Raw genomic sequence first — 19242 nt, 5'->3', positions numbered from 1 at the left:
GTGCAGTTCTGCCGAAATGCCGTCACTGGTGGTGTCCGTGTCGCTACGTTGTCGCGAAATTCGCCGTCGCGCCCGGAAGGGGGCTGACGGGCAACCAGTGGGGGCATCGTGTTCCGATGGCGTAGGGCCGAACAGCCGACGATCTGCATTCCGTTGCCGGATGACCATGCGGACGTGAACAGCGTGCGGGGCTGGGAGGTGTTCACCCGGTTCAGCCGTGAGGTGTTCGACTCGGCCCATCCCGAGGACGGGGCCGAGTTCGACCCGATGCTGGCGGATTTCCGCAAGGACCCCCACGGCCTCCTGCGGTCCCGTCGGCTGAGGCCCAAGGTGGGCAGCGGCGTCGTCCTGCAGTCGGCCATCCCCTACGTGTTGCCGTTGGTGTCGTTGCTGGTGGGGGTCGTGGCCGAACGGGCCGCCAACGGCGCACTCGACGTCATCAGCGACGCCACCCGCCGCAAGCTCACCCGTCTGCTCGAACAACGCCGCGCGCACACGGCGGCCCCGGTGATTCCGCAGGACGGGGAGACAGCTGCGGCAGATGCGGCGGTGGTGACCGACACGGCGCCCACGTCCGGGCTCGACCCGGACGAGGAACGGGCACTGCGCACGCTGCTGACAGCCTGGGCCGCGGGGATGCGCATGGACGAGGCCAAGGCCCGTGATCTTGCCGACACGATCCTGGACGTCCTACGGCAACGGGGTGACCAGGCCCTATGACCGATGTCGCAGCTTCCGGACCTCCCGCACCGTCGCCCTCCCCCACCGACCGCCCCCCGACCTCGCAGCACTGGCCCGGTGTCACCTCCCCGGCCGGTGCCCGGTACCTGCTGCTGGTGGCCGTCCTGCTGCTCGCCGGCGCCTTCGCCGGGCAGATCATGCACAACCAACTCCTGGGGACCTCGTGGGCGTCGGCCACCTTGCGCTGTATCGACGAGGCCATCCGGGCCGTGCCCGGCCAGGGCCTTGGCCAGGACTTCGCGCGCAACACCTACGTCCAGGACTGCACCCGGCCGGTGCAGCAGCGACTCGCCCTGGTGTCGTTGTCGGGGTCGTTCGTGGTGCTGCTCCTGGGGGTGGCGAGTCTGTGGGTGCTGCCCCGACGGTTGATGCGGCGGGCGGGTCCGCTGGTGAAGGCACCGGCTGAGTGGCAGCACCGCGCGGCTCTGGCCGCGTCGGAGATGGGCATCCGACGGGTGCCCGACGTGGTGTGGGGATCGGTGTGGCTTGAGGAAGCGTTCACCGCGGGCCGACCGGGTCGGACCAGGATCGTCCTGCCCCGTGGGGTACGGGACCTGCCGCCCGCGCAGGCCGACGCGATCCTCCGGCACGAGCTGGCACATGTGGCCGCGGGAGATGTCACCCTGGTGTGGCTGACCCGCGGCGTGTGGTGGGCGCTCGCGCCGGTTCTGCTGGTGCCGGCGGTCACCATCGCGGTACAGGACCGGTACCAGGACAACCGGGGGACGTTCGCCGTGCTCGGCACGTCCTTCTGGGGAGAGTACGGTGGCCGGGCCCTGCTGCTGCTCACCGCCGCCGCTCTGGTCTCCCAACACGTGCTGCGCTCGCGCGAGCACGAAGCAGACCTGCGCTCGCTGCGGGGCCGGACTCACGAGCCCTTGGAGTCCCTGCTCACCGGGCAGCCGTCGCCGGCACTGTCGTGGATGGACCGCGCCCGTGCGACCCACCCCACGGCGGCCCGGCGACTGGCCGCCGTGCGGCAGGCGCGCCTGCCGCTTCCCGTGTCACTGCTCGACGTCACGATCACCGGCCTGCTCAGCGCGATCGTCATGAACGCGGTGGCCGATCTGGCTCAGGCCGGGTTCACCGGCACATCGCTGACCGGCAGGCCCGCGCAGCTGCTCAGCGCCCTGGTCACCGGATCGCTGCTGTCGGTCGGATGGGGCATCGCGGTGTGGCGCGGCACTCCGGCCGACCGCGGTGCCGGGCCGTTCCCCCGAGGAGCCCTGCTCGCCCTGGCAGCGAGCACGCCTGTGGGGCTCGTGGCGCAGTTGCAGAGCACCGGCCTCAGCGGGGCCGGTTCCTCAGGCAGGTGGCCGCTGATCGTGACGCTGCCGTGTGCAGTGGCGGGCGCGGGTGCGCTGAGTTCGGCTCTCGCCCGACTGTGGGTCCGTCGCGGCGGCGCCGCGCCCGGCTCACGGTGGGGATGGGGCGCAGCGCTCGGCGTCAACCTCGTCCTGTTCACCGGCGCCCTGCGGATCGCGCAGGAAAGCGCCGTCTTTCTCCACGTGACCGGCTGGCGGAAGGCGGTCGACGCGCTCGCGCTCAGCGGCATGTACTCATCCTCGGCGGATTCCACCGCGTGGGGACTGGCTGCTGTCGCTCTGTTCGCGCTCTGGCTCGCCCTGCGGGCCGACCGGGCACTCCTGCTGCCCGGCGCCGCGGCCACGGCGGGTCGGTACGTGGTGTGGACGGTGGCTGCGGCAGCCGGCGCGGCGGTGGCCGCTCGGTGGGCGTACGAACCGGTGCTGTCCCAGGGCGATTCCATGTCCGCCACCCAGTTCGACTGCTGGGCGGCGACCTGCGCGGGACTCGCCACTCTGGCCGCCCTGCTCGCCCTCGAAGGAGCGTCCGGCCTCGGTGACGCCCTGTATGCAGCGCCGCTGTCCGCCGCGCTCGCCGGAGCCGTCATGTGGGCGCGCCACCTGCCCTCCTGGGACCACCCCCTCCAAGCAGCCGCCCTCTACACCACCAACCCCTTGTCCCAGCTCGCCCTGCTCCTGCTCCTGCTCGCGCTCCCCGCGGCCCTCCTCCCCACCCTCGGCCCCGGTCGCCGGTGGGTGGCCGGCCTGTCTCCCGTCCTGGCCGCCGTCCTCGCGGCGGCGGGCGTCTTGGCGGTCCTCCATTCCGGGGACAGCCTGTTGTTCCTCCCCCCGACGGGCACCGCGCCCTGAACGGTCGGCCGGGTCGCCGGAGATACCTCAGCTCCCCGGGCCCCCCACCCCGAGCCCCGCCGCCCGCCCCTCCGCGTCCCACCGAATCTCCAGGACCCGTACGACGGCGTCGCGGTCGAGGGGCCCGAACACATGGGGGAACAGGACGTCCGCCCCGACCCCCGGCGGTGGAGCGGGGGCGGCCGCCTCGAACTCCACCCTGGCGGCCAGGCGTTCCTCGTCGAGGACGAGCACGTGCAGCGGCTCGGGCGCGTCCCGGTAGAAGGCGTTGACGACGGCCAGGGTCGTCGCCTCGTCGGGAGAACAGTGCACGAACCCGTCCGCCGGGAGCGAGGCGGGGGCGTACGGCTGGTCGGGGTGGGCGTTCCAGGCATCCAGGGAGACGACGTGGTAGATCACAGAGCGGTTATACAACAGTGCCCGGTGACCGCGACGAACAGCGCCGCAGTCACCGGACTCGACAGATCTGCACGCGTCGTCCGAGTTCAAGAACCCAAGCGCTGGCCACGGCTCTCGGCGACTCGGAGTGCGTCGGCGAGAGCCTCGGTCAACCTGGCGGCCAGGAATCCGAGTTCACCGGGCAGGGCGTTCGGCAGCATGCCTCGGGCATGGGCGAGGAGTTCCGAGGCCATGCCGAGCTGGATGGATTCGGTGGTGTCGGCGAGGCGTGAGATCGGTCCGCCGCGGCCGTCGCTGACGAGATAGCACGGCTTGCCCTCGATGCCGGTCCAGGGGAGCAGCCGCACCTCGCCTTCAGATCGCTGGAACGCTTCGGTGCCGACTTCCGCTCCCGGTTCCCTCACGCGACCTCCGTCCCATGGATCCAGTACGGACCGGGCATGTCGAACCCCATGGCCGCCATGGCGAGTTCGCGGCGCCGCTGCCGTTGCTCATGGGCGGTGACGTAGAGGCGTACGGCGATGGTGGTGGTGCCGTCGAGGATGTCGTGGAGGCCGTAAGGGCTGCGGTGGGCGGGCAGTGAGGTGTCGAGGATGGGAGGTGCGGCGATCGGCCGGGAACGCGGGCCAGGAGCGGCACGGTGTCTGCCGCTCGGCTTCGAGAGCAAGCCGGCCCAGGCGAGAAGGCGTCCGATAAGGTCGGTCATGTCATTGGCACCCATCACGGATCATCGATGACCACACCCCCGGACGGCTCCACCCGTCGCGGGGGCTTTCTGTGCCGAAGCGGATCGTCCTGCGTGGCAGTCGCAGCCACAGCGCAAGGACAGCAAGGGGTGTTCCCAGTCGGCGGCGCCAGGACGTCTGACGTCGCGGTTGCCGGAACACAGTCGGTGTTCCTCACAGGCGCACTCCGGTGATGTGCCGTCGAGGGGTGTCGCTGCCCGACTTCGTTTTCAGGGCAGCGGAGGGGCAATGCCTTTGTTCTGGGGCATTCATGCGGACAGCCTTACCGCTATTCGGGAATAGTAGAGAGGTTTCGACGGTAAGTCATACGAACTCAGTCGCTTACCGTGTAAACCGGCAAGGTCCGTGGGCACGTCAGTCGATCGGGAGGACGCGATGGGCGCCTACAGGTGGGTCAGCACATCTATGCCGTATCTGACGCCACGGGAGGAGGGGCAGGGTGACGCCTGGGGTGCGGACGCGGCGGCCCAGGGGCGCCGGGGCACCCAGCGGATTCTGCACGCCGGTGAGGTGGCGGCGCCCGCAGACGTGGCGCGGCTGCTCGGTCTGGCCGAGGGTGAGGCGGTCGTCGTACGCCGCCGTCTGATCCTCCTCGACGACCGGCCGAACGAACTCACCGACACCTACTACCCGGTCGGCATCGCTCGCGGTACCGGTCTCGCCGGAACGGCCAAGATTCCCGGCGGGGCCGTCACTCTGCTCGCGCGGCTCGGCCACGTCGGCGCCGTCGTCCGCGAGGACGTGATCGCCGACAACCCGGACGACGAGGAGCGGGAAATACTCCTGACCGCACCGGACGAACCGGTGCTCCGACTCACCAGGGTGACCATCGACCGAAATGGCCGACCGCTCCAGGTCGACCGTATGGTCATGCCTGCGCTGAGCCAGCGACTGCGCTACGAAATCGCTGTCGACAACGGGATCGGTTGACGATGCCCAAGGCTGAACCCGACGCCACCGACCGCCGATCCCTTCATGAGCGCATCGCCGCCGACCTGCGTGACGACATCATGAGCGGTGAGTTCCCGCCCGGAGCGAAACTGCCCTCCACCACCCACTTGAAGACCCGCTTCGACGCCTCCAACGCCACAGTGCAGAAGGCACTGCAACTCCTCAAGGACGAAGGCTTGGCCGTGGGGCGGGCCGGAGCGGCGGTCACCGTACGCGAACATCGGCAGCGTGCAGTGCGGCCCGCCGTTCTCATGGCGCCGACCGCGCCCGGGAGTCCCTGCCGTTGGCTGGACGAGGCGGCCAAGCACGGTACGAAAGCGCGCAGCGACCTGTTGCATGTCGTGGAGTGCCGTCCACCCGCCGACGTCCGGGCGGTCCTCGGTCTTGCGGAGGGCGAACCCGCCCTGCTCCGCAGCCAGCTGCTCGTGATCGACGACGAGCCCGCCGAACTCGTCAGGTCCTACTACCCGTTGGGCATCGCCCGGGGTACGGAGTTGATGGGTCGACGCAAGATCAAGGGCGGTACCCCCACCCTCTTCGCGGCACTGGGGCATCCGCCTCGCCGCAGCGTCGACCGTGTCTCCGCGAGAATTCCGACCCAGGACCAGTACCGGGCCTTGAATCTGCCGAGCAGTCTGCCGGTGCTGCGTACCCTTCGGGTCGTCTTCAGCGACGACGATCGTCCGATCGAGGCGACCGTGATGGTGAAGGCGGGCCATCTCTACGAGCTGGAGTACGAGTTCACGCCCGAGTGACCCGAACGAGTTTTGCCCGAACCGGCAGCGCGGCCGTCCTGTGCGGCGTGCGGTCTCGTCCGCCTCACCCCGGAACCCCCGCCTTCCCCCGCCCCGCCTTCCCCCGCCCCGCCTTCCCCCGCCCCGCCTTCCCCCGCCCCACCTGAGTCCGCACCGCCCCCATGCTCGCCCCGATGACCAGCGCGATCGCGAGGGCCTCGGTGGCGGCGAGGGCCTGGTCGAGGATCAGGAAACCGGCGGTGGCGGCGATCGCGGGCTCCAGGCTCATCAGGACCGCGAAGGTGGACGCGGGCAGGCGGCGCAGGGCGAGGAGTTCAAGGGTGTAGGGGAGGACGGAGGAGAGCACGGCGACGGCGGAGCCGAGGGCGAGCGTCGTCGGGTCGAGGAGCCGCGCCCCCGACTCGACGACGCCGAGCGGCAGGAACAGCACCGCCGCGACGGCCATGGCCAGCGCCAGCCCGTCGGCCTGCGGGAACCTCCTGCCCGTACGCGCGCTGAAGAGGATGTACAGGGCCCACATCAACCCGGCGGCGAGGGCGAAGGCGACGCCGAGCGGGTCGAGGGCGCCGAAGTCCCCTCCGCCGCCCAGGAGGAAGACGCCGCAGAGGGCGAGTCCGGCCCACACCAGGTTCACGGCCCGGCGGGAGGCGAGGACGGAGAGCGCCAGCGGGCCGAGCACCTCCAGGGTGACGGCGGGGCCGAGCGGGATGCGGGCGACGGACTGGTAGAAGAGGCCGTTCATCGCGGCCATGGTGGCGCCGAAGACGACCACCGTGCCCCAGTCGGTGCGCGAGTGCCCGCGCAGCCGGGGGCGGCAGACCACGAGCATCACCACCGCGGCCACCGCGAGCCGCAGCGTCACCACCCCGAGCGCCCCGGCCCGCGGCATCAGCGTCACCGCCAGCGCCCCGCCGAACTGCACCGAGATCCCGCCGGCCAGCACCAGCCCGACGGGCCCGAGGGCACCCAGACCGCCGGGAGCGCGCGAAGCGCGGGTGTCGCCGGTGGCGAGGCCGGCCGGTGGCGAGGGCACGGCGGCGGCGGACTGGTCAGCGCGGGGGAGCGTCACGGGGGCCGTCCAAGAAGAGCGGGGCGTGCGGAGCGGGGAGCAGGGCCGGAGAGCCGTATCGTTCAGTATGAGTGACTTTGAAGTGCACAGCAATGGACTAAGTCATGCATCTCGGCCTTTTTGCAGCTTACGCCCGCGCCTTTCTCCTCGCCTTGCCCCTCAAAAATGCAAGCACGCTTGATTGTTTATGGCCTCGCTGCCATGCTCCCCCCATGGCCGACCCAACGCCCGTGATCGACGACCTCCATGCCGAGAGCAAGCAACTCGACCTGCTCGTGGCCGAGTTGAGCCCACAGCAGTGGGCGCTCCCGACGCCGGCCCCCGGCTGGACCGTCGCCCACCAGATCGCCCACCTCGCCTGGACGGACCACTCCTCCGTGCTGGCCGTGACCGACCAGGCCGCCTTCGCCCGTGAGGTCGAGAGCGCGCTGACGGCGCCCGGCGACTTCGTGGACAGCGGCGCGGAGGAGGGGGCCGGGAAACCACCCGAGCGGCTGGTTGCGGACTGGCGTGCCGGCCGCGCGGCCCTGGAGGACGCCCTGCGCACGGCACCCGAGGGCGCGCGGTTCCCCTGGTACGGCCCGCCCATGTCCACCGCCTCCATGGCGACCGCCCGCCTCATGGAGACCTGGGCCCACGGACTGGACGTCGCCGACGCACTCGGGGTCCCCCGGATCGCCCCCGGCGACCGGCTCCGCCACATCACCCGGCTCGGCATCCGCACCCGCGACTTCGCCTTCGGCGTGCACGGGCTCACCCCGCCGTTCGAGGAGTTCCGCGTCGAACTCACCAGCCCCGGCGGCGAGCTGTGGACGTACGGCCCCGAGGAGGCGACCGACCTGGTCAGCGGCCCCGCCCTCGACTTCTGCCTCCTGGTCACCCAGCGCGCCCACCGCGGCGACCTCGCCCTCCACGCCGAGGGCGCCGACGCCGACCGCTGGCTGGACATCGCCCAGGCGTTCGCCGGCCCGCCGGGCGCGGGACGCGAGCCGAAGGGGGCCACCCGGTGACGGCAGCGGCGCGGACGCCGGCCGCCCCCCTCCGCATCGGCAACGCCTCCGGCTTCTACGGCGACCGCTTCGACGCCATGCGCGAGATGCTCACCGGCGGCGAACTCGACGTCCTCACCGGCGACTACCTCGCCGAACTGACCATGCTCATCCTCGGCCGCGACCGCCTGAAGGACCCCACCGCCGGGTACGCGCGCACCTTCCTGCGCCAGCTGGAGGAGTGCCTCGGACTGGCGCGGGAGCGGGGCGTGCGGATCGTCGCCAACGCCGGCGGGCTCAACCCCGCCGGACTCGCCGACGCCGTACGGGAGCTGGCCGGCCGGCTCGGTGTCCCCGTCCGTGTCGCGCACGTCGAGGGCGACGACCGCACCGCCCTGCACCCCGGCAGCCTCGCCGCCCACGCCTATCTCGGGGGCTTCGGCATCGCGGCCTGTCTGCGCGAGGGCGCGGACATCGTGGTCACCGGCCGCGTGACGGACGCGGCCCTGGTCACCGGGCCCGCCGCCGCCCACTTCGGCTGGGGCACCGGGGAGTACGACCGCCTCGCGGGCGCGGTCGTCGCCGGGCACGTGCTGGAGTGCGGCGCGCAGGCCACCGGCGGCAACTACGCCTTCTTCGGCGAGGGCGGCGCCACCCGCCCCGGCTTCCCGCTCGCCGAGATCCACGCCGACGGCACGGCCGTCATCACCAAACACCCCGGCACCGGCGGCCTCGTCGACATCGGCACCGTCACCGCCCAGCTGCTCTACGAGACCGCCGGCGCGCGCTACGCGGGGCCCGACGTCACAGCCCGGCTCGACACGGTCAGGCTCACCCAGGACGGGCCCGACCGCGTCCGCGTCGACGGCGTGCGCGGCGAGGCCCCGCCCCCCACCCTCAAGGTCGGCGTCAACCGGCTCGGCGGCTTCCGCAACGAGATCGTCTTCGTGCTGACCGGGCTGGACATCGACGCCAAGGCCGCCCTCGTCCGCCGGCAGATGGCGGACGCGCTCGCCAAGTCCCGGCCCGCCGAGGCCCGTTGGAGTCTCGTCCGCACCGACCGGCCCGACGCCCCGACCGAGGAGACCGCGAGCGCGCTGCTGCGGCTGGTCGTACGGGACCCGGACCCGGAGAAGGCCGGACGGGCGCTCGGCGCGGCCGCCGTGGAGCTGGCGCTCGCCAGCTACCCCGGATTCCATGTGCTGGCCCCACCGGGGAAGGGCACGCCCTACGGCGTCTTCGAGGCGGCGTACGTCCCGCAGGGCGAAGCCGCCCACACGGCCGTCCTCGACGACGGCCGCCGGGTCCCCGTGCCCCCGGCCCCCGACACCGCCGTACTCGACGACGTGCCCGAGCCGCCCCTGCCGGAGCCGCCGCCGGCCGGGCCCACCCGGCGCGCCCCGCTGGGGCTGGTCGCCGGGGCCCGCAGCGGGGACAAGGGCGGGGACGCCAACGTCGGTGTGTGGGCCCGGACGGACGCGGCCTGGCGCTGGCTCGCCCACGAGCTGACCGTGGACCGGTTCCGGCAGCTGATCCCGGAGAGCCGCACCCTGGAGGTGACCCGGCACACCCTGCCCGGCCTGCGCGCCCTCAACTTCGTGATCGAGGGCATCCTCGGCGAGGGCGTCGCCGCGCAGGCCCGGTTCGACCCCCAGGCGAAGGCCCTCGGCGAGTGGCTGCGCTCCCGCCACCTGGACATCCCGGAGACGCTCCTGCGAGCGCCCGCCGCCGACCGCCCGGACCCCGCGGAGGTACACCCGTGACCGTCCTCAGCTCCGCCCTCGACCCGGGCGCCCCCGAACACACCGCGAACCGCGAGGCCATGCTCACCCGGCTCGCCGCACTCGACGCCGAGCACGCGAAAGCCCTCGCGGGCGGCGGCGAGAAGTACACCGCCAGACACCGGGGGCGCGGCAAGCTGCTCGCCCGCGAACGCATCGAACTGCTGCTGGACCCCGACACGCCCTTCCTGGAGCTGTCCCCGCTCGCCGCCTGGGGCAGCGAGTACGCGGTCGGCGCCTCCCTCGTCACCGGCATCGGGACCGTCGAGGGCGTCGAGTGCCTGATCACCGCCAACGACCCGACCGTGCGCGGCGGCGCGAGCAACCCGTGGAGCCTGAAGAAGGCGCTTCGGGCCAACGACATCGCCCTCGCCAACCGTCTGCCCTGCATCAGCCTGGTGGAGTCCGGCGGGGCCGACCTCCCCTCCCAGAAGGAGATCTTCATCCCCGGGGGCGCGATCTTCCGCGACCTCACCCGGCTGTCCGCCGCCGGCATCCCCACCGTCGCCGTCGTCTTCGGCAACTCCACCGCCGGCGGGGCCTACGTCCCTGGCATGTCCGACCACGTGATCATGGTCAAGGAGCGGGCGAAGGTGTTCCTCGGCGGGCCGCCGCTGGTGAAGATGGCCACCGGTGAGGAGAGCGACGACGAGTCCCTGGGCGGCGCCGAGATGCACGCGCGCGTGTCGGGCCTCGCCGACCACTTCGCCGTCGACGAGCAGGACGCCCTGCGCCAGGCCCGCCGGGTCGTCGCCCGCCTCAACCACCGCAAGGCGTACGCCGATCCGGCCCCGGCCGCGCCGCCGAAGTACGACCCGGAGGAGCTGCTGGGGATCGTCCCCGGCGATCTCCGGACGCCCTTCGACCCCCGCGAGGTGATCGCCCGGATCGTGGACGCCTCCGACTTCGACGAGTTCAAGCCCCTCTACGGCACCAGCCTCGTCACCGGCTGGGCCGCGCTCCACGGCTACCCGGTCGGCGTCCTCGCCAACGCCCAAGGGGTCCTCTTCAGCGAGGAGTCGCAGAAGGCGGCCCAGTTCATCCAGCTCGCCAACCAGCGCGACATCCCCCTCCTCTTCCTCCACAACACCACCGGCTACATGGTCGGCAGGGAGTACGAGCAGGGCGGCATCATCAAGCACGGCGCGATGATGATCAACGCCGTGAGCAACAGCCGGGTGCCCCACCTGTCCGTCCTGATGGGCGCCTCGTACGGCGCCGGCCACTACGGCATGTGCGGGCGGGCCTACGACCCCCGCTTCCTCTTCGCCTGGCCCAGCGCCAAGTCGGCGGTGATGGGCCCGCAGCAGCTCGCCGGCGTCCTGTCGATCGTGGCCCGCCAGTCGGCCACGGCGAAGGGCCAGCCGTACGACGAGGACGCGGACGCCGCGCTGCGCGCCATGGTGGAGCAGCAGATCGAGTCCGAGTCCCTGCCGATGTTCCTGTCCGGGCGGCTGTACGACGACGGGGTCATCGACCCCCGCGACACCCGTACCGTCCTCGGCCTGTGCCTGTCCGCGATCCACACGGCGCCCTACGAGGGCGCGCGCGGTGGCTTCGGCGTCTTCCGGATGTGAGGCTCGTGCATACTTCCCTGATCACTTCCCTCCTGGTGGCCAACCGGGGCGAGATCGCCTGCCGGATCTTCCGCACCTGCCGTGAGCTGGGCATCCGGACGGTCGCCGTGCACTCCGACGCCGACGAGACCGCCCTCCACACGCGCACGGCCGACACGGCCGTACGACTGCCGGGCGCGGCCCCCGCCGACACCTATCTGCGTGGCGACCTGGTAGTGAAGGCCGCCCTCGCGGCCGGCGCCGACGCGGTCCACCCCGGCTACGGCTTCCTCTCCGAGAACCCCGGCTTCGCCCGCCAGGTCCTCGACGCCGGCCTCACCTGGATCGGTCCGGCCCCGGAGGCGATCGAGGCGATGGCCTCCAAGACGCGGGCCAAGGAGCTGATGGGGCTCGCCCCGCTGACCAAGGTCACCGAGGACGACCTGCCGGTCCTGGTGAAGGCGGCGGCGGGCGGCGGCGGACGCGGCATGCGCGTGGTCCGCCACCTCGACGACCTGGACGCCGCGCTGGAGAGCGCCCGCGCCGAGGCCGCGAGCGCCTTCGGCGACGGCGAGGTCTTCGTCGAGCCCTACATCGAGAACGGCCGCCACGTCGAGGTCCAGATCCTCGCCGACACCCACGGCACGATCTGGCCCCTGGGCACCCGCGACTGCTCCCTGCAGCGCCGCCACCAGAAGGTCGTCGAGGAGGCCCCTGCCCCCGCCCTCTCCGGGGAACTCACCGAGGAACTCCACACCCTGGCCGTACGCGCCGCCCGGGCCGTCTCCTACACCGGCGCGGGCACGGTCGAGTTCCTCGTCGCCGACGGCAGGGCCCACTTCCTGGAGATGAACACCCGCCTCCAGGTCGAACACCCGGTCACGGAGGCCGTCTTCGGACTCGACCTGGTCGCCGAACAGATCCGCGTCGCCGAGGGCCACGCCCTCCCGGCCGACCCCCCGCCCGCCCGCGGCCACGCGATCGAGGCCCGTCTGTACGCCGAGGACCCGGCCCGCGACTGGGCCCCGCAGACGGGCACCCTGCACCGCCTGTCCGTGCCCGGGGTCCGCCTGGACACCGGCTACGAGGACGCCGACGCGATCGGCGTGCACTACGACCCCATGCTCGCCAAGGCCGTCGTCCACGCCCCCACCCGCGCGGAGGCGATCCGTACCCTGGCGGGCGCCCTGGAGCGGGCGACGATCCACGGCCCGGCCACGAACCGGGCCCTGCTGGTGAACTCCCTGCGCCACACGGAGTTCACGTCGGCCCGTATGGACACCGGCTTCTACGACCGCCACCTCACCGACCTCACGGCCCCCGCCCCCGACCCGCACGCCCCGCTGGCCGCCGCCCTGGCCGACGCCGCCTCCGGGGGCGACCCCCGCTTCGGCGGCTGGCGCAACCTGCCGTCCCAGCCGCAGGTCAAGCGGTACGTCATGGCAGGGGAGGAGCACGAGGTCCGCTACCGGCACACCCGGACCGGCCCGGAGGCGGACGGCGTCCGGGTCGTCCACGCGGACGCCCGCCTCGTCGTCCTCGAAGTGGCCGGTGTGCGGCGGACGTTCGAGGTCGCGCGGTACGGCGACCGCTTCCACGTCAACGCCACCACCCTCACGGCCCTCCCGCGCTTCCCCGACCCCACCGCCGCACACGCCCCCGGCTCCCTCCTGGCCCCCATGCCGGGCACAGTCGTCCGGGTGGCGGAGGACCTGAAACCGGGGTCGGCCGTACAGGCGGGCCAACCCCTGCTCTGGCTGGAGGCGATGAAGATGGAACACCGGATCACGGCCCCGGCGACCGGCACGCTGACAGCCCTGCACGCGACCGCGGGCCAACAGGTGGAGATGGGCGCCCTCCTGGCCGTGGTCCAGGACGCACCTGCCTAGGCCGACGAGCCACGCCCCACTCGCGCCCTCCGAACGGCAGACGTACTCTCCCCCATAGGAGCCCCCGTGTCCCCCGTGCTGGAAACCGAAGAACACAAAGCCCTACGAGCCGCCGTCTCCGCCCTCGGGAAACGCTACGGCCGCGACTACATCGCCACGATCGGCAAAGAGGGCCGCCACCCCGACGAACTCTGGGCCGAGGCCGCCGAACTCGGCTACCTGGGCGTCAACCTCCCCGAGGAGTACGACGGCGGAGGCGGCGGCATAACCGAACTCTCCATCGTCCTGGAGGAACTCGGCGCCGCAGGCTGCCCCCTGCTGATGATGATCGTGTCGCCGGCCATCTGCGGCACCGTCATCGCCCGCTTCGGCACCGAGGCCCAGCGGCGGACCTGGCTCCCCGCGCTGGCGAACGGCACCCGTCTCATGGCCTTCGGCATCACCGAACCCGACGCCGGCTCCAACAGCCACCGCATCACCACCACGGCCCGCCGGGACGAGACCGGGGACTGGCTGCTCACGGGCCGCAAGGTCTTCATCTCCGGCGTCGACAGGGCGGACGCCGTCCTCATCGTGGGCCGCACCGAGGACGCCCGCACCGGCACCCTCAAGCCCTGCCTCTTCATCGTGCCCACGGACACCCCCGGCTTCGCGTACCGCCCGATCGACATGGAGCTCCGGGCCGCCGAGAAGCAGTTCGAGCTGACCTTCGACGACATCCGGCTCCCCGCCGACGCCCTCGTCGGCGACGAGAACGCCGGACTGCTCCAGCTCTTCGCCGGCCTCAACCCCGAGCGGATCATGACGGCAGCCTTCGCCATCGGCATGGCCAGGTACGCCCTCGCGAAGGCCGTCGACTACGCCCGCGAACGCACCGTGTGGGGGCAGCCCATCGGCGCCCACCAGGCCATCGCCCATCCGCTGGCCCAGTCCCACATCGAACTCGAACTGGCCGGCCTGATGATGCGCAAGGCGGCCCACCTCTACGACGCCGGCGACGACGCGGCCGCCGGCGAGGCCGCCAACATGGCCAAGTACGCGGCGGGGGAGGCGTGTGTGAAGGCCGTCGACCAGGCCGTGCACACCCTCGGCGGCAACGGCCTCACGGCCGAGTTCGGCCTCGCCTCGCTGATAACGGCCGCACGCGTGTCTCGTATCGCGCCGGTGAGCCGGGAGATGATTCTCAACTACGTCTCCCACCAGACCCTGGGCCTGCCCAAGTCGTACTAGGCCCGCATCCGGTCGCCCTGGAGGAACCATGTTCCGCAGCGAGTACGCAGACGTCCCGCCCCTCGAACTCCCCATCCACGACGCCGTACTGGCCCGTGCCCCGGAGTTCGGCGCGCTGCCCGCGCTGATCGACGGCGTCGACGGCACCACCCTCACCTACGAGCAGGTGGACCGCTTCCACCGGCGGCTGGCCGCCTCCTTCGCCGAGGCGGGCGTCCGCAAGGGGGACGTACTCGCCCTGCACAGCCCCAACACGATCGCCTACCCGACGGCGTTCTACGCGGCCGCCCGTGCGGGCGCCACGGTCACCACCGTGCACCCGCTGGCCACCCCGGGCGAGCTGGCCACCCAGCTCCGGGACTCGGGGGCGACCTGGATCGTCACGGTCTCCCCGCTCCTGGAGACCGCCCGAGCCGCCGCCGAACGCGTCGGCGGCATACGGGAGATCTTCGTCTGCGACAGCGCCCCCGGGCACCGCTCGCTGATCGACATGCTCGCCTCCACCGCACCCGAACCGGCCGTCGCCATCGACCCGGTCACGGACGTGGCGGCCCTGCCGTACTCCTCCGGCACGACCGGCGTCCCCAAGGGCGTCATGCTCACCCACCGGTCCATCGCCACCAACCTCGCCCAGCTCGAAACGGTCATGCCGGCCGCCCCCGGCGACCGGATCCTCGCCGTCCTGCCGTTCTTCCACATCTACGGGCTCACCGCCTTGATGAACGCCCCGCTGCGGCTCGGCGCCACGGTCGTCGTCCTGCCCCGCTTCGATCTGGAGACCTATCTCGCGGCGATCGCCCGCCACCGCATCACCCACCTCTACGTGGCCCCGCCGATCGTCCTCGCCCTCGCCAAGCACCCGGCGGCCGAGCGCCACGACCTCTCCTCGGTCCGGCACATCCTCTCCGCCGCCGCGCCCCTGGACGCCCGCCTGGCCGCCGCCTGCTCCGCCCGCCTCGGTCTGCCCCCGGTCGTCCAGGGCTACGGCATGACCGAACTCTCCCCCTGCTCCCACATCGTGCCCCTCGACCGGGCCGCCTCGGCGCCCCCCGGCACCGTCGGCAGACTCATCGCCGGCACCGAGATGCGGATCGTCTCCCTCGACGACCCCGGCAAGGACCTCGGCCCCGGCGAACGGGGCGAGATCGTCATCCGGGGCCCCCAGGTCATGAAGGGCTACCTGGGCCGCCCCGAGGCCACCACCGACATGATCGACGCCGACGGCTGGCTCTCCACCGGCGACATCGGCCACACCGACGCCGACGGCTGGCTGTACGTCGTCGACCGCGTCAAGGAACTGATCAAGTACAAGGGCTTCCAGGTCGCCCCCGCCGAACTGGAAGCGCTGCTCGTCACCCACCCCGGCATCGCCGACGCCGCCGTCATCGGCCACTGCGACGCCGACGGCAACGAGGTACCGCACGCCTTCGTCGTCCGCCGCCCCACGGCCCGCGAACTCTCCGAGGGCGAGATCATGATGTACGTCGCCGAGCGCGTCGCCCCCTACAAACGCGTCCGCCACGTCACCTTCATCGACGCCGTGCCCCGCGCGGCCTCCGGGAAGATCCTCCGCCGCGAACTCAGGGAGCGCCTGTGACGGACCCCGAACCCCTCGTACGCACCGCGCACCACCGGGGCGTCACCACCCTCACCCTCGACTCCCCGGCCAATCGCAACGCGCTCTCGGCCGCCCTCGTCGCCGAACTCCGCGACGCCCTCGACGGGTGCGGCAAGGACGACACCGTACGAGCCGTCGTCCTCACCCACACCGGCACCACCTTCTGCGCCGGCGCCGACCTGCGCGACCCGCCCGACCCGGCGGCCCTGGTCGCTCTCCTGCGCCTGCTCCTCGAACTGCCCAAGCCCGTCGTCGCCCGTGTGACCGGGCACGTCCGCGCGGGCGGCCTCGGCCTGCTCGGGGCCTGCGACATCGCCGCCGCCGGCCCCGAGGCCACCTTCGCCCTCACCGAGGTCCGCATCGGGGTCGCACCCGCCGTCATCTCCCTCACCCTGCGCCCCCGTACCGACCCGCGCGCCCTCGCGCGCTACTACCTCACCGGGGAGCGGTTCGGCCCGGCCGAAGCCGCCCGTATCGGGCTGATCACCGATGCCGGCGCCGAGGTCGACGATGTGCTCGAACCCGTCCTCGACGGACTGCGCAGGGCTTCACCGAGTGCCCTGGCGGAGACGAAACACCTGCTCACGGCTAAGGTGCTGGAGAACTTCGACCTGGACGCGGGCGAACTGACCCGGCTCTCGTCCCGGCTGTTCGCCTCCGCCGACGCCCGCGAGGGCATGACGGCCTTCCTCGAAAGACGGGAACCGGGATGGGTGCTGTGAACGCGATGGGCGCGTCCGGCGGGACCGAGACCGAGACCGAGACCGGCACCGAGACCGAGACCGGCACCGACGCCGGTGCCGGTCCGGTGGCGGACCGGGGGCCCAAGCAGGACCGCAGCCGGGTCACCCGCAAGCGGCTGCTGGAAGCCGCCGTGTCCTGCCTCGCCGAACACGGCTGGGCCGGCTCCACCGTCTCCGTCGTCGCCGAACGCGCCGGCGTCTCCCGGGGCGCCGCCCAGCACCACTTCCGCACCCGCGAGGACCTGTTCACCGCCGCCGTCGAATACGTCGCCGAGGAACGCTCCCTCGCCCTGCGCGCCCTCTTCCCCGAGGGCACCGCCGACCGCCGGGCCGTCGTCGCCGCCGTCGTGGACCTCTTCACCGGCCCCCTCTTCCGGGCCGCCCTCCACCTCTGGGTCGCCGCGTCCGACGAGGAGCAGCTCCGCTGCCGCGTCACGGAACTCGAAGCCCGGGTCGGCCGCGAGACCCACCGCATCGCCGTCGACCTGCTGCGCGCCGACGAGACCGTCCCCGGCGTCCGCGAAACCGTGCAGGGCCTGCTCGACATGGCCCGCGGGCTCGGCCTCGCCAACCTCCTCACCGACGACTCCGGCCGCCGGGACAGGGTGGTGGCCCAGTGGGCGGCCCTGCTGGACGAGGCCCTGGGCTGAGGGGTCACGGGGGTGCCGCCAGGGACTCGGGCCCTACGGACTCAGCCGCTCCACCCGCCACGACCCGTCCGCCTCCGCCGCGTACCGCAGCCGGTCGTGCAGCCGGTTCCCCCGCCCCTGCCAGAACTCCACCGTCCGCGGCGTCACCCGGAAACCGCCCCAGTCCGGCGGCACCGGAACCTGCTCGCCCTCCGGGTAGCGAGCGTGCAACTCCTCGTACGCGGCGTCCAGTTCGGCCCGCGAGGAGATCACCGAGGACTGCGCGCTGGCCCATGCCCCCAGCTGCGAACCATGCGGACGGGTCCGGAAGTACGCCGCCGTCTCGTCCCGCCCGGTCCGCACCGCGGTACCCGTCACGATCACCTGCCGGGCGATCCCGTGCCAGGGGAAGAGCAGGGAGACATACGGGTTCTGGTCCAGGTCACGGGCCTTGCGGGAGCCGTAGTTCGTGTAGAAGACGAAGCCCCGCGCGTCGTACGCCTTCATCAGCACCGTACGGGAACTCGGGCGTCCCTCGGCGTCCGCCGTCGACACGACCATGGCGTTGGGTTCGAACACCGCGCCCTCCCGCGCGGCCTGCCCGAACCACCGCGCGAACTGTTCCATCGGGTCGCCGGCCAGCTCGCTCTCGTCGAGGCCGTCGGCGCGGTACTGCTTGCGCATGACAGCGGGGTCGTGATCGTTCACATGGTCATCCTGCCGTATCAGCGGTTCACCGGAGGAGAAGTGGCACTGAGTGCCACAGACTCTCCCCAAACGTGGCACTCAGGCGTATGGTTTTGGAACCCCTGTCGCACACATCAAGAGGAGCCGCCTGATGTCCGACTTCGTACCCGGGCTCGAAGGAGTCGTCGCGTTCGAGACGGAGATCGCCGAACCGGACAAGGAGGGCGGCGCGCTCCGGTACCGCGGCGTCGACATCGAGGACCTGGTCGGCCACGTCTCCTTCGGCAATGTCTGGGGCCTGCTCGTCGACGGAGCCTTCCGCCCCGGCCTGCCGCCCGCCGAGCCGTTCCCCATCCCCGTCCACTCGGGCGACATCCGCGTCGACGTCCAGTCCGCGCTGGCCATGCTCGCCCCGGTCTGGGGCCTCAAGCCCCTTCTGGACATCGACGAGCAGCAGGCCCGCGCCGACCTCGCCCGCGCCGCCGTCATGGCCCTCTCCTACGTGGCCCAGTCCGCCCGCGGCCAGGGCCACCCCATGGTTCCGCAGCGCGAGATCGACAAGGCCCAGTCCGTCGTCGAACGCTTCATGATCCGCTGGCGCGGCGAACCCGACCCCAAGCACGTCGCGGCGGTCGACGCCTACTGGACCTCGGCGGCCGAGCACGGCATGAACGCCTCCACCTTCACCGCCCGCGTCATCGCCTCGACCGGCGCGGACGTGGCGGCGGCACTCTCCGGCGCGGTGGGCGCCATGTCCGGCCCCCTGCACGGCGGCGCCCCCTCCCGTGTCCTCGGCATGATCGAGGAGATCGAACGCACGGGCGACGCCGACGCCTACGTCAAACAGGCCCTCGACAAGGGCGAACGCCTCATGGGCTTCGGTCACCGCGTCTACCGCGCCGAGGACCCCCGCGCCCGCGTCCTGCGCCGCACCGCCCGCGACCTCGGCGCCCCGCGCTTCGAGGTCGCCGAGGCCCTGGAGAAGGCGGCCCTGGCCGAACTCCACGCCCGCCGCCCCGACCGTGTCCTCGCCACGAACGTCGAGTTCTGGGCCGCGATCGTCCTCGACTTCGCCGAGGTCCCGGCCCATATGTTCACGTCGATGTTCACCTGCGCCCGCACGGCCGGCTGGTCCGCGCACATCCTCGAACAGAAGCGCACCGGCCGCCTCGTCCGCCCGTCCGCCCGCTACGTGGGCCCGCCCGCGCGCAGCCCGCAGGAGATCGCCGGGTTCGAGGACATCGCGAGCTAGCCCGGCCCCGCGGAGCAGCTCGGCCCCGAGGGC

General features: G+C 72.4%; 18 protein-coding genes. 13 read left to right on the top strand and 5 right to left on the bottom strand.

The features are described 5' to 3' along the window. Positions 1 to 174: 174 nt before the first annotated feature. Positions 175 to 720, top strand: a complete 546-nt coding sequence (locus ACZ6BB_RS25800) for a hypothetical protein (protein ID WP_471617535.1) — start codon at positions 175 to 177, stop codon at positions 718 to 720. After that, entirely contained in the window at positions 717 to 2915 is a 2199-nt protein-coding gene (locus tag ACZ6BB_RS25795; RefSeq protein ID WP_471617534.1) for a M48 family metalloprotease, read from the top strand. The genes ACZ6BB_RS25800 and ACZ6BB_RS25795 overlap by 4 nt, the downstream gene beginning before the upstream one ends. Before the next feature lie 27 nt (positions 2916 to 2942). Here ACZ6BB_RS25795 and ACZ6BB_RS25790 read toward each other — a convergent pair whose 3' ends face one another. The 3 genes from ACZ6BB_RS25790 to ACZ6BB_RS25780 form a co-directional block, all read right to left on the bottom strand. Then, the gene (locus ACZ6BB_RS25790; RefSeq protein WP_471617533.1) at positions 2943 to 3314 is read right to left on the bottom strand and encodes a DUF952 domain-containing protein; all 372 of its coding nucleotides are present in this window, start codon (positions 3312 to 3314) and stop codon (positions 2943 to 2945) included. An 86-nt stretch (positions 3315 to 3400) separates the two neighbouring features. Next, positions 3401 to 3718 (bottom strand): hypothetical protein, encoded by a 318-nt coding sequence (locus ACZ6BB_RS25785; RefSeq protein WP_471617532.1) that lies wholly within the window; start codon positions 3716 to 3718, stop codon positions 3401 to 3403. Then, entirely contained in the window at positions 3715 to 4020 is a 306-nt protein-coding gene (locus ACZ6BB_RS25780) for a hypothetical protein (RefSeq protein WP_471617531.1), read from the bottom strand. The genes ACZ6BB_RS25785 and ACZ6BB_RS25780 overlap by 4 nt, the downstream gene beginning before the upstream one ends. Before the next feature lie 415 nt (positions 4021 to 4435). Here ACZ6BB_RS25780 and ACZ6BB_RS25775 point away from each other — a divergent pair, with 415 nt between their 5' ends. Both ACZ6BB_RS25775 and ACZ6BB_RS25770 read left to right on the top strand, forming a co-directional pair. Further along, a complete protein-coding gene (locus ACZ6BB_RS25775) occupies positions 4436 to 4990 on the top strand; it encodes a GntR family transcriptional regulator (protein ID WP_471617530.1) in 555 nt (184 codons plus the stop codon). Positions 4991 to 4992: 2 nt separating this feature from the next. Then, the gene (locus ACZ6BB_RS25770) at positions 4993 to 5766 is read left to right on the top strand and encodes a GntR family transcriptional regulator (RefSeq protein ID WP_471617529.1); all 774 of its coding nucleotides are present in this window, start codon (positions 4993 to 4995) and stop codon (positions 5764 to 5766) included. A gap of 64 nt (positions 5767 to 5830) precedes the next feature. Here ACZ6BB_RS25770 and ACZ6BB_RS25765 read toward each other — a convergent pair whose 3' ends face one another. Next, positions 5831 to 6835 carry an EamA family transporter gene (locus tag ACZ6BB_RS25765; RefSeq protein WP_471617528.1) on the bottom strand — a complete coding sequence of 335 codons (1005 nt, stop codon included), beginning with the start codon at positions 6833 to 6835 and terminating at the stop codon, positions 5831 to 5833. Between the two features lie 212 nt (positions 6836 to 7047). Between ACZ6BB_RS25765 and ACZ6BB_RS25760 the strand changes: the two genes are divergently transcribed. From ACZ6BB_RS25760 to ACZ6BB_RS25725, 8 genes are all read left to right on the top strand, one after another. Then, complete coding sequence (locus ACZ6BB_RS25760) at positions 7048 to 7845, top strand: TIGR03084 family metal-binding protein (protein WP_471617527.1); 798 nt, start codon at positions 7048 to 7050, stop codon at positions 7843 to 7845. Continuing rightward, the gene (locus ACZ6BB_RS25755; RefSeq protein WP_471617526.1) at positions 7842 to 9587 is read left to right on the top strand and encodes an acyclic terpene utilization AtuA family protein; all 1746 of its coding nucleotides are present in this window, start codon (positions 7842 to 7844) and stop codon (positions 9585 to 9587) included. The genes ACZ6BB_RS25760 and ACZ6BB_RS25755 overlap by 4 nt, the downstream gene beginning before the upstream one ends. Beyond that, positions 9584 to 11182: an acyl-CoA carboxylase subunit beta gene (locus tag ACZ6BB_RS25750; protein WP_471617525.1), complete on the top strand. Its 1599-nt coding sequence runs from the start codon at positions 9584 to 9586 to the stop codon at positions 11180 to 11182. Before ACZ6BB_RS25755 ends, ACZ6BB_RS25750 begins: the two co-directional genes overlap by 4 nt. A 17-nt stretch (positions 11183 to 11199) precedes the next feature. After that, complete coding sequence (locus ACZ6BB_RS25745; RefSeq protein WP_471617635.1) at positions 11200 to 13050, top strand: acetyl/propionyl/methylcrotonyl-CoA carboxylase subunit alpha; 1851 nt, start codon at positions 11200 to 11202, stop codon at positions 13048 to 13050. A 66-nt stretch (positions 13051 to 13116) separates the two neighbouring features. Further along, positions 13117 to 14280 carry an acyl-CoA dehydrogenase family protein gene (locus ACZ6BB_RS25740; RefSeq protein ID WP_471617524.1) on the top strand — a complete coding sequence of 388 codons (1164 nt, stop codon included), beginning with the start codon at positions 13117 to 13119 and terminating at the stop codon, positions 14278 to 14280. Positions 14281 to 14308: 28 nt separating this feature from the next. Then, complete coding sequence (locus ACZ6BB_RS25735; protein WP_471617523.1) at positions 14309 to 15877, top strand: 4-coumarate--CoA ligase family protein; 1569 nt, start codon at positions 14309 to 14311, stop codon at positions 15875 to 15877. Continuing rightward, positions 15874 to 16620 carry an enoyl-CoA hydratase family protein gene (locus ACZ6BB_RS25730; protein WP_471617522.1) on the top strand — a complete coding sequence of 249 codons (747 nt, stop codon included), beginning with the start codon at positions 15874 to 15876 and terminating at the stop codon, positions 16618 to 16620. The genes ACZ6BB_RS25735 and ACZ6BB_RS25730 overlap by 4 nt, the downstream gene beginning before the upstream one ends. Next, positions 16608 to 17291, top strand: coding sequence for a TetR/AcrR family transcriptional regulator (locus ACZ6BB_RS25725; protein ID WP_471617521.1), 684 nt, complete (start codon positions 16608 to 16610; stop codon positions 17289 to 17291). Before ACZ6BB_RS25730 ends, ACZ6BB_RS25725 begins: the two co-directional genes overlap by 13 nt. Before the next feature lie 33 nt (positions 17292 to 17324). Here ACZ6BB_RS25725 and pdxH read toward each other — a convergent pair whose 3' ends face one another. Continuing rightward, positions 17325 to 17954, bottom strand: a complete 630-nt coding sequence (gene pdxH / locus ACZ6BB_RS25720; protein WP_471617634.1) for a pyridoxamine 5'-phosphate oxidase — start codon at positions 17952 to 17954, stop codon at positions 17325 to 17327. Positions 17955 to 18108: 154 nt separating this feature from the next. On the opposite strand from pdxH, the gene ACZ6BB_RS25715 reads away from it, so the two are divergent. Further along, positions 18109 to 19209: a citrate synthase 2 gene (locus tag ACZ6BB_RS25715; protein ID WP_471617520.1), complete on the top strand. Its 1101-nt coding sequence runs from the start codon at positions 18109 to 18111 to the stop codon at positions 19207 to 19209. Positions 19210 to 19242: the final 33 nt, after the last annotated feature.

The sequence above is a fragment of the Streptomyces sp. NPDC041108 genome (assembly GCF_055592645.1).
This window is presented reverse-complemented; position numbering and strand designations above follow the sequence as displayed.

What these genes read in the sequence shown, in the direction of transcription:
- ACZ6BB_RS25760 (WP_471617527.1), top strand. Translation starts at nt 7,048, where the DNA reads ATGGCCGACCCAACGCCCGTGATCGACGACCTCCATGCCGAGAGCAAG.
- ACZ6BB_RS25735 (WP_471617523.1), top strand. Translation starts at nt 14,309, where the DNA reads ATGTTCCGCAGCGAGTACGCAGACGTCCCGCCCCTCGAACTCCCCATC.
- pdxH (WP_471617634.1), bottom strand. Translation starts at nt 17,954, where the DNA reads ATGCGCAAGCAGTACCGCGCCGACGGCCTCGACGAGAGCGAGCTGGCC.
- ACZ6BB_RS25775 (WP_471617530.1), top strand. Translation starts at nt 4,436, where the DNA reads ATGGGCGCCTACAGGTGGGTCAGCACATCTATGCCGTATCTGACGCCA.
- ACZ6BB_RS25780 (WP_471617531.1), bottom strand. Translation starts at nt 4,020, where the DNA reads ATGACCGACCTTATCGGACGCCTTCTCGCCTGGGCCGGCTTGCTCTCG.
- ACZ6BB_RS25795 (WP_471617534.1), top strand. Translation starts at nt 717, where the DNA reads ATGACCGATGTCGCAGCTTCCGGACCTCCCGCACCGTCGCCCTCCCCC.
- ACZ6BB_RS25725 (WP_471617521.1), top strand. Translation starts at nt 16,608, where the DNA reads ATGGGTGCTGTGAACGCGATGGGCGCGTCCGGCGGGACCGAGACCGAG.
- ACZ6BB_RS25770 (WP_471617529.1), top strand. Translation starts at nt 4,993, where the DNA reads ATGCCCAAGGCTGAACCCGACGCCACCGACCGCCGATCCCTTCATGAG.
- ACZ6BB_RS25715 (WP_471617520.1), top strand. Translation starts at nt 18,109, where the DNA reads ATGTCCGACTTCGTACCCGGGCTCGAAGGAGTCGTCGCGTTCGAGACG.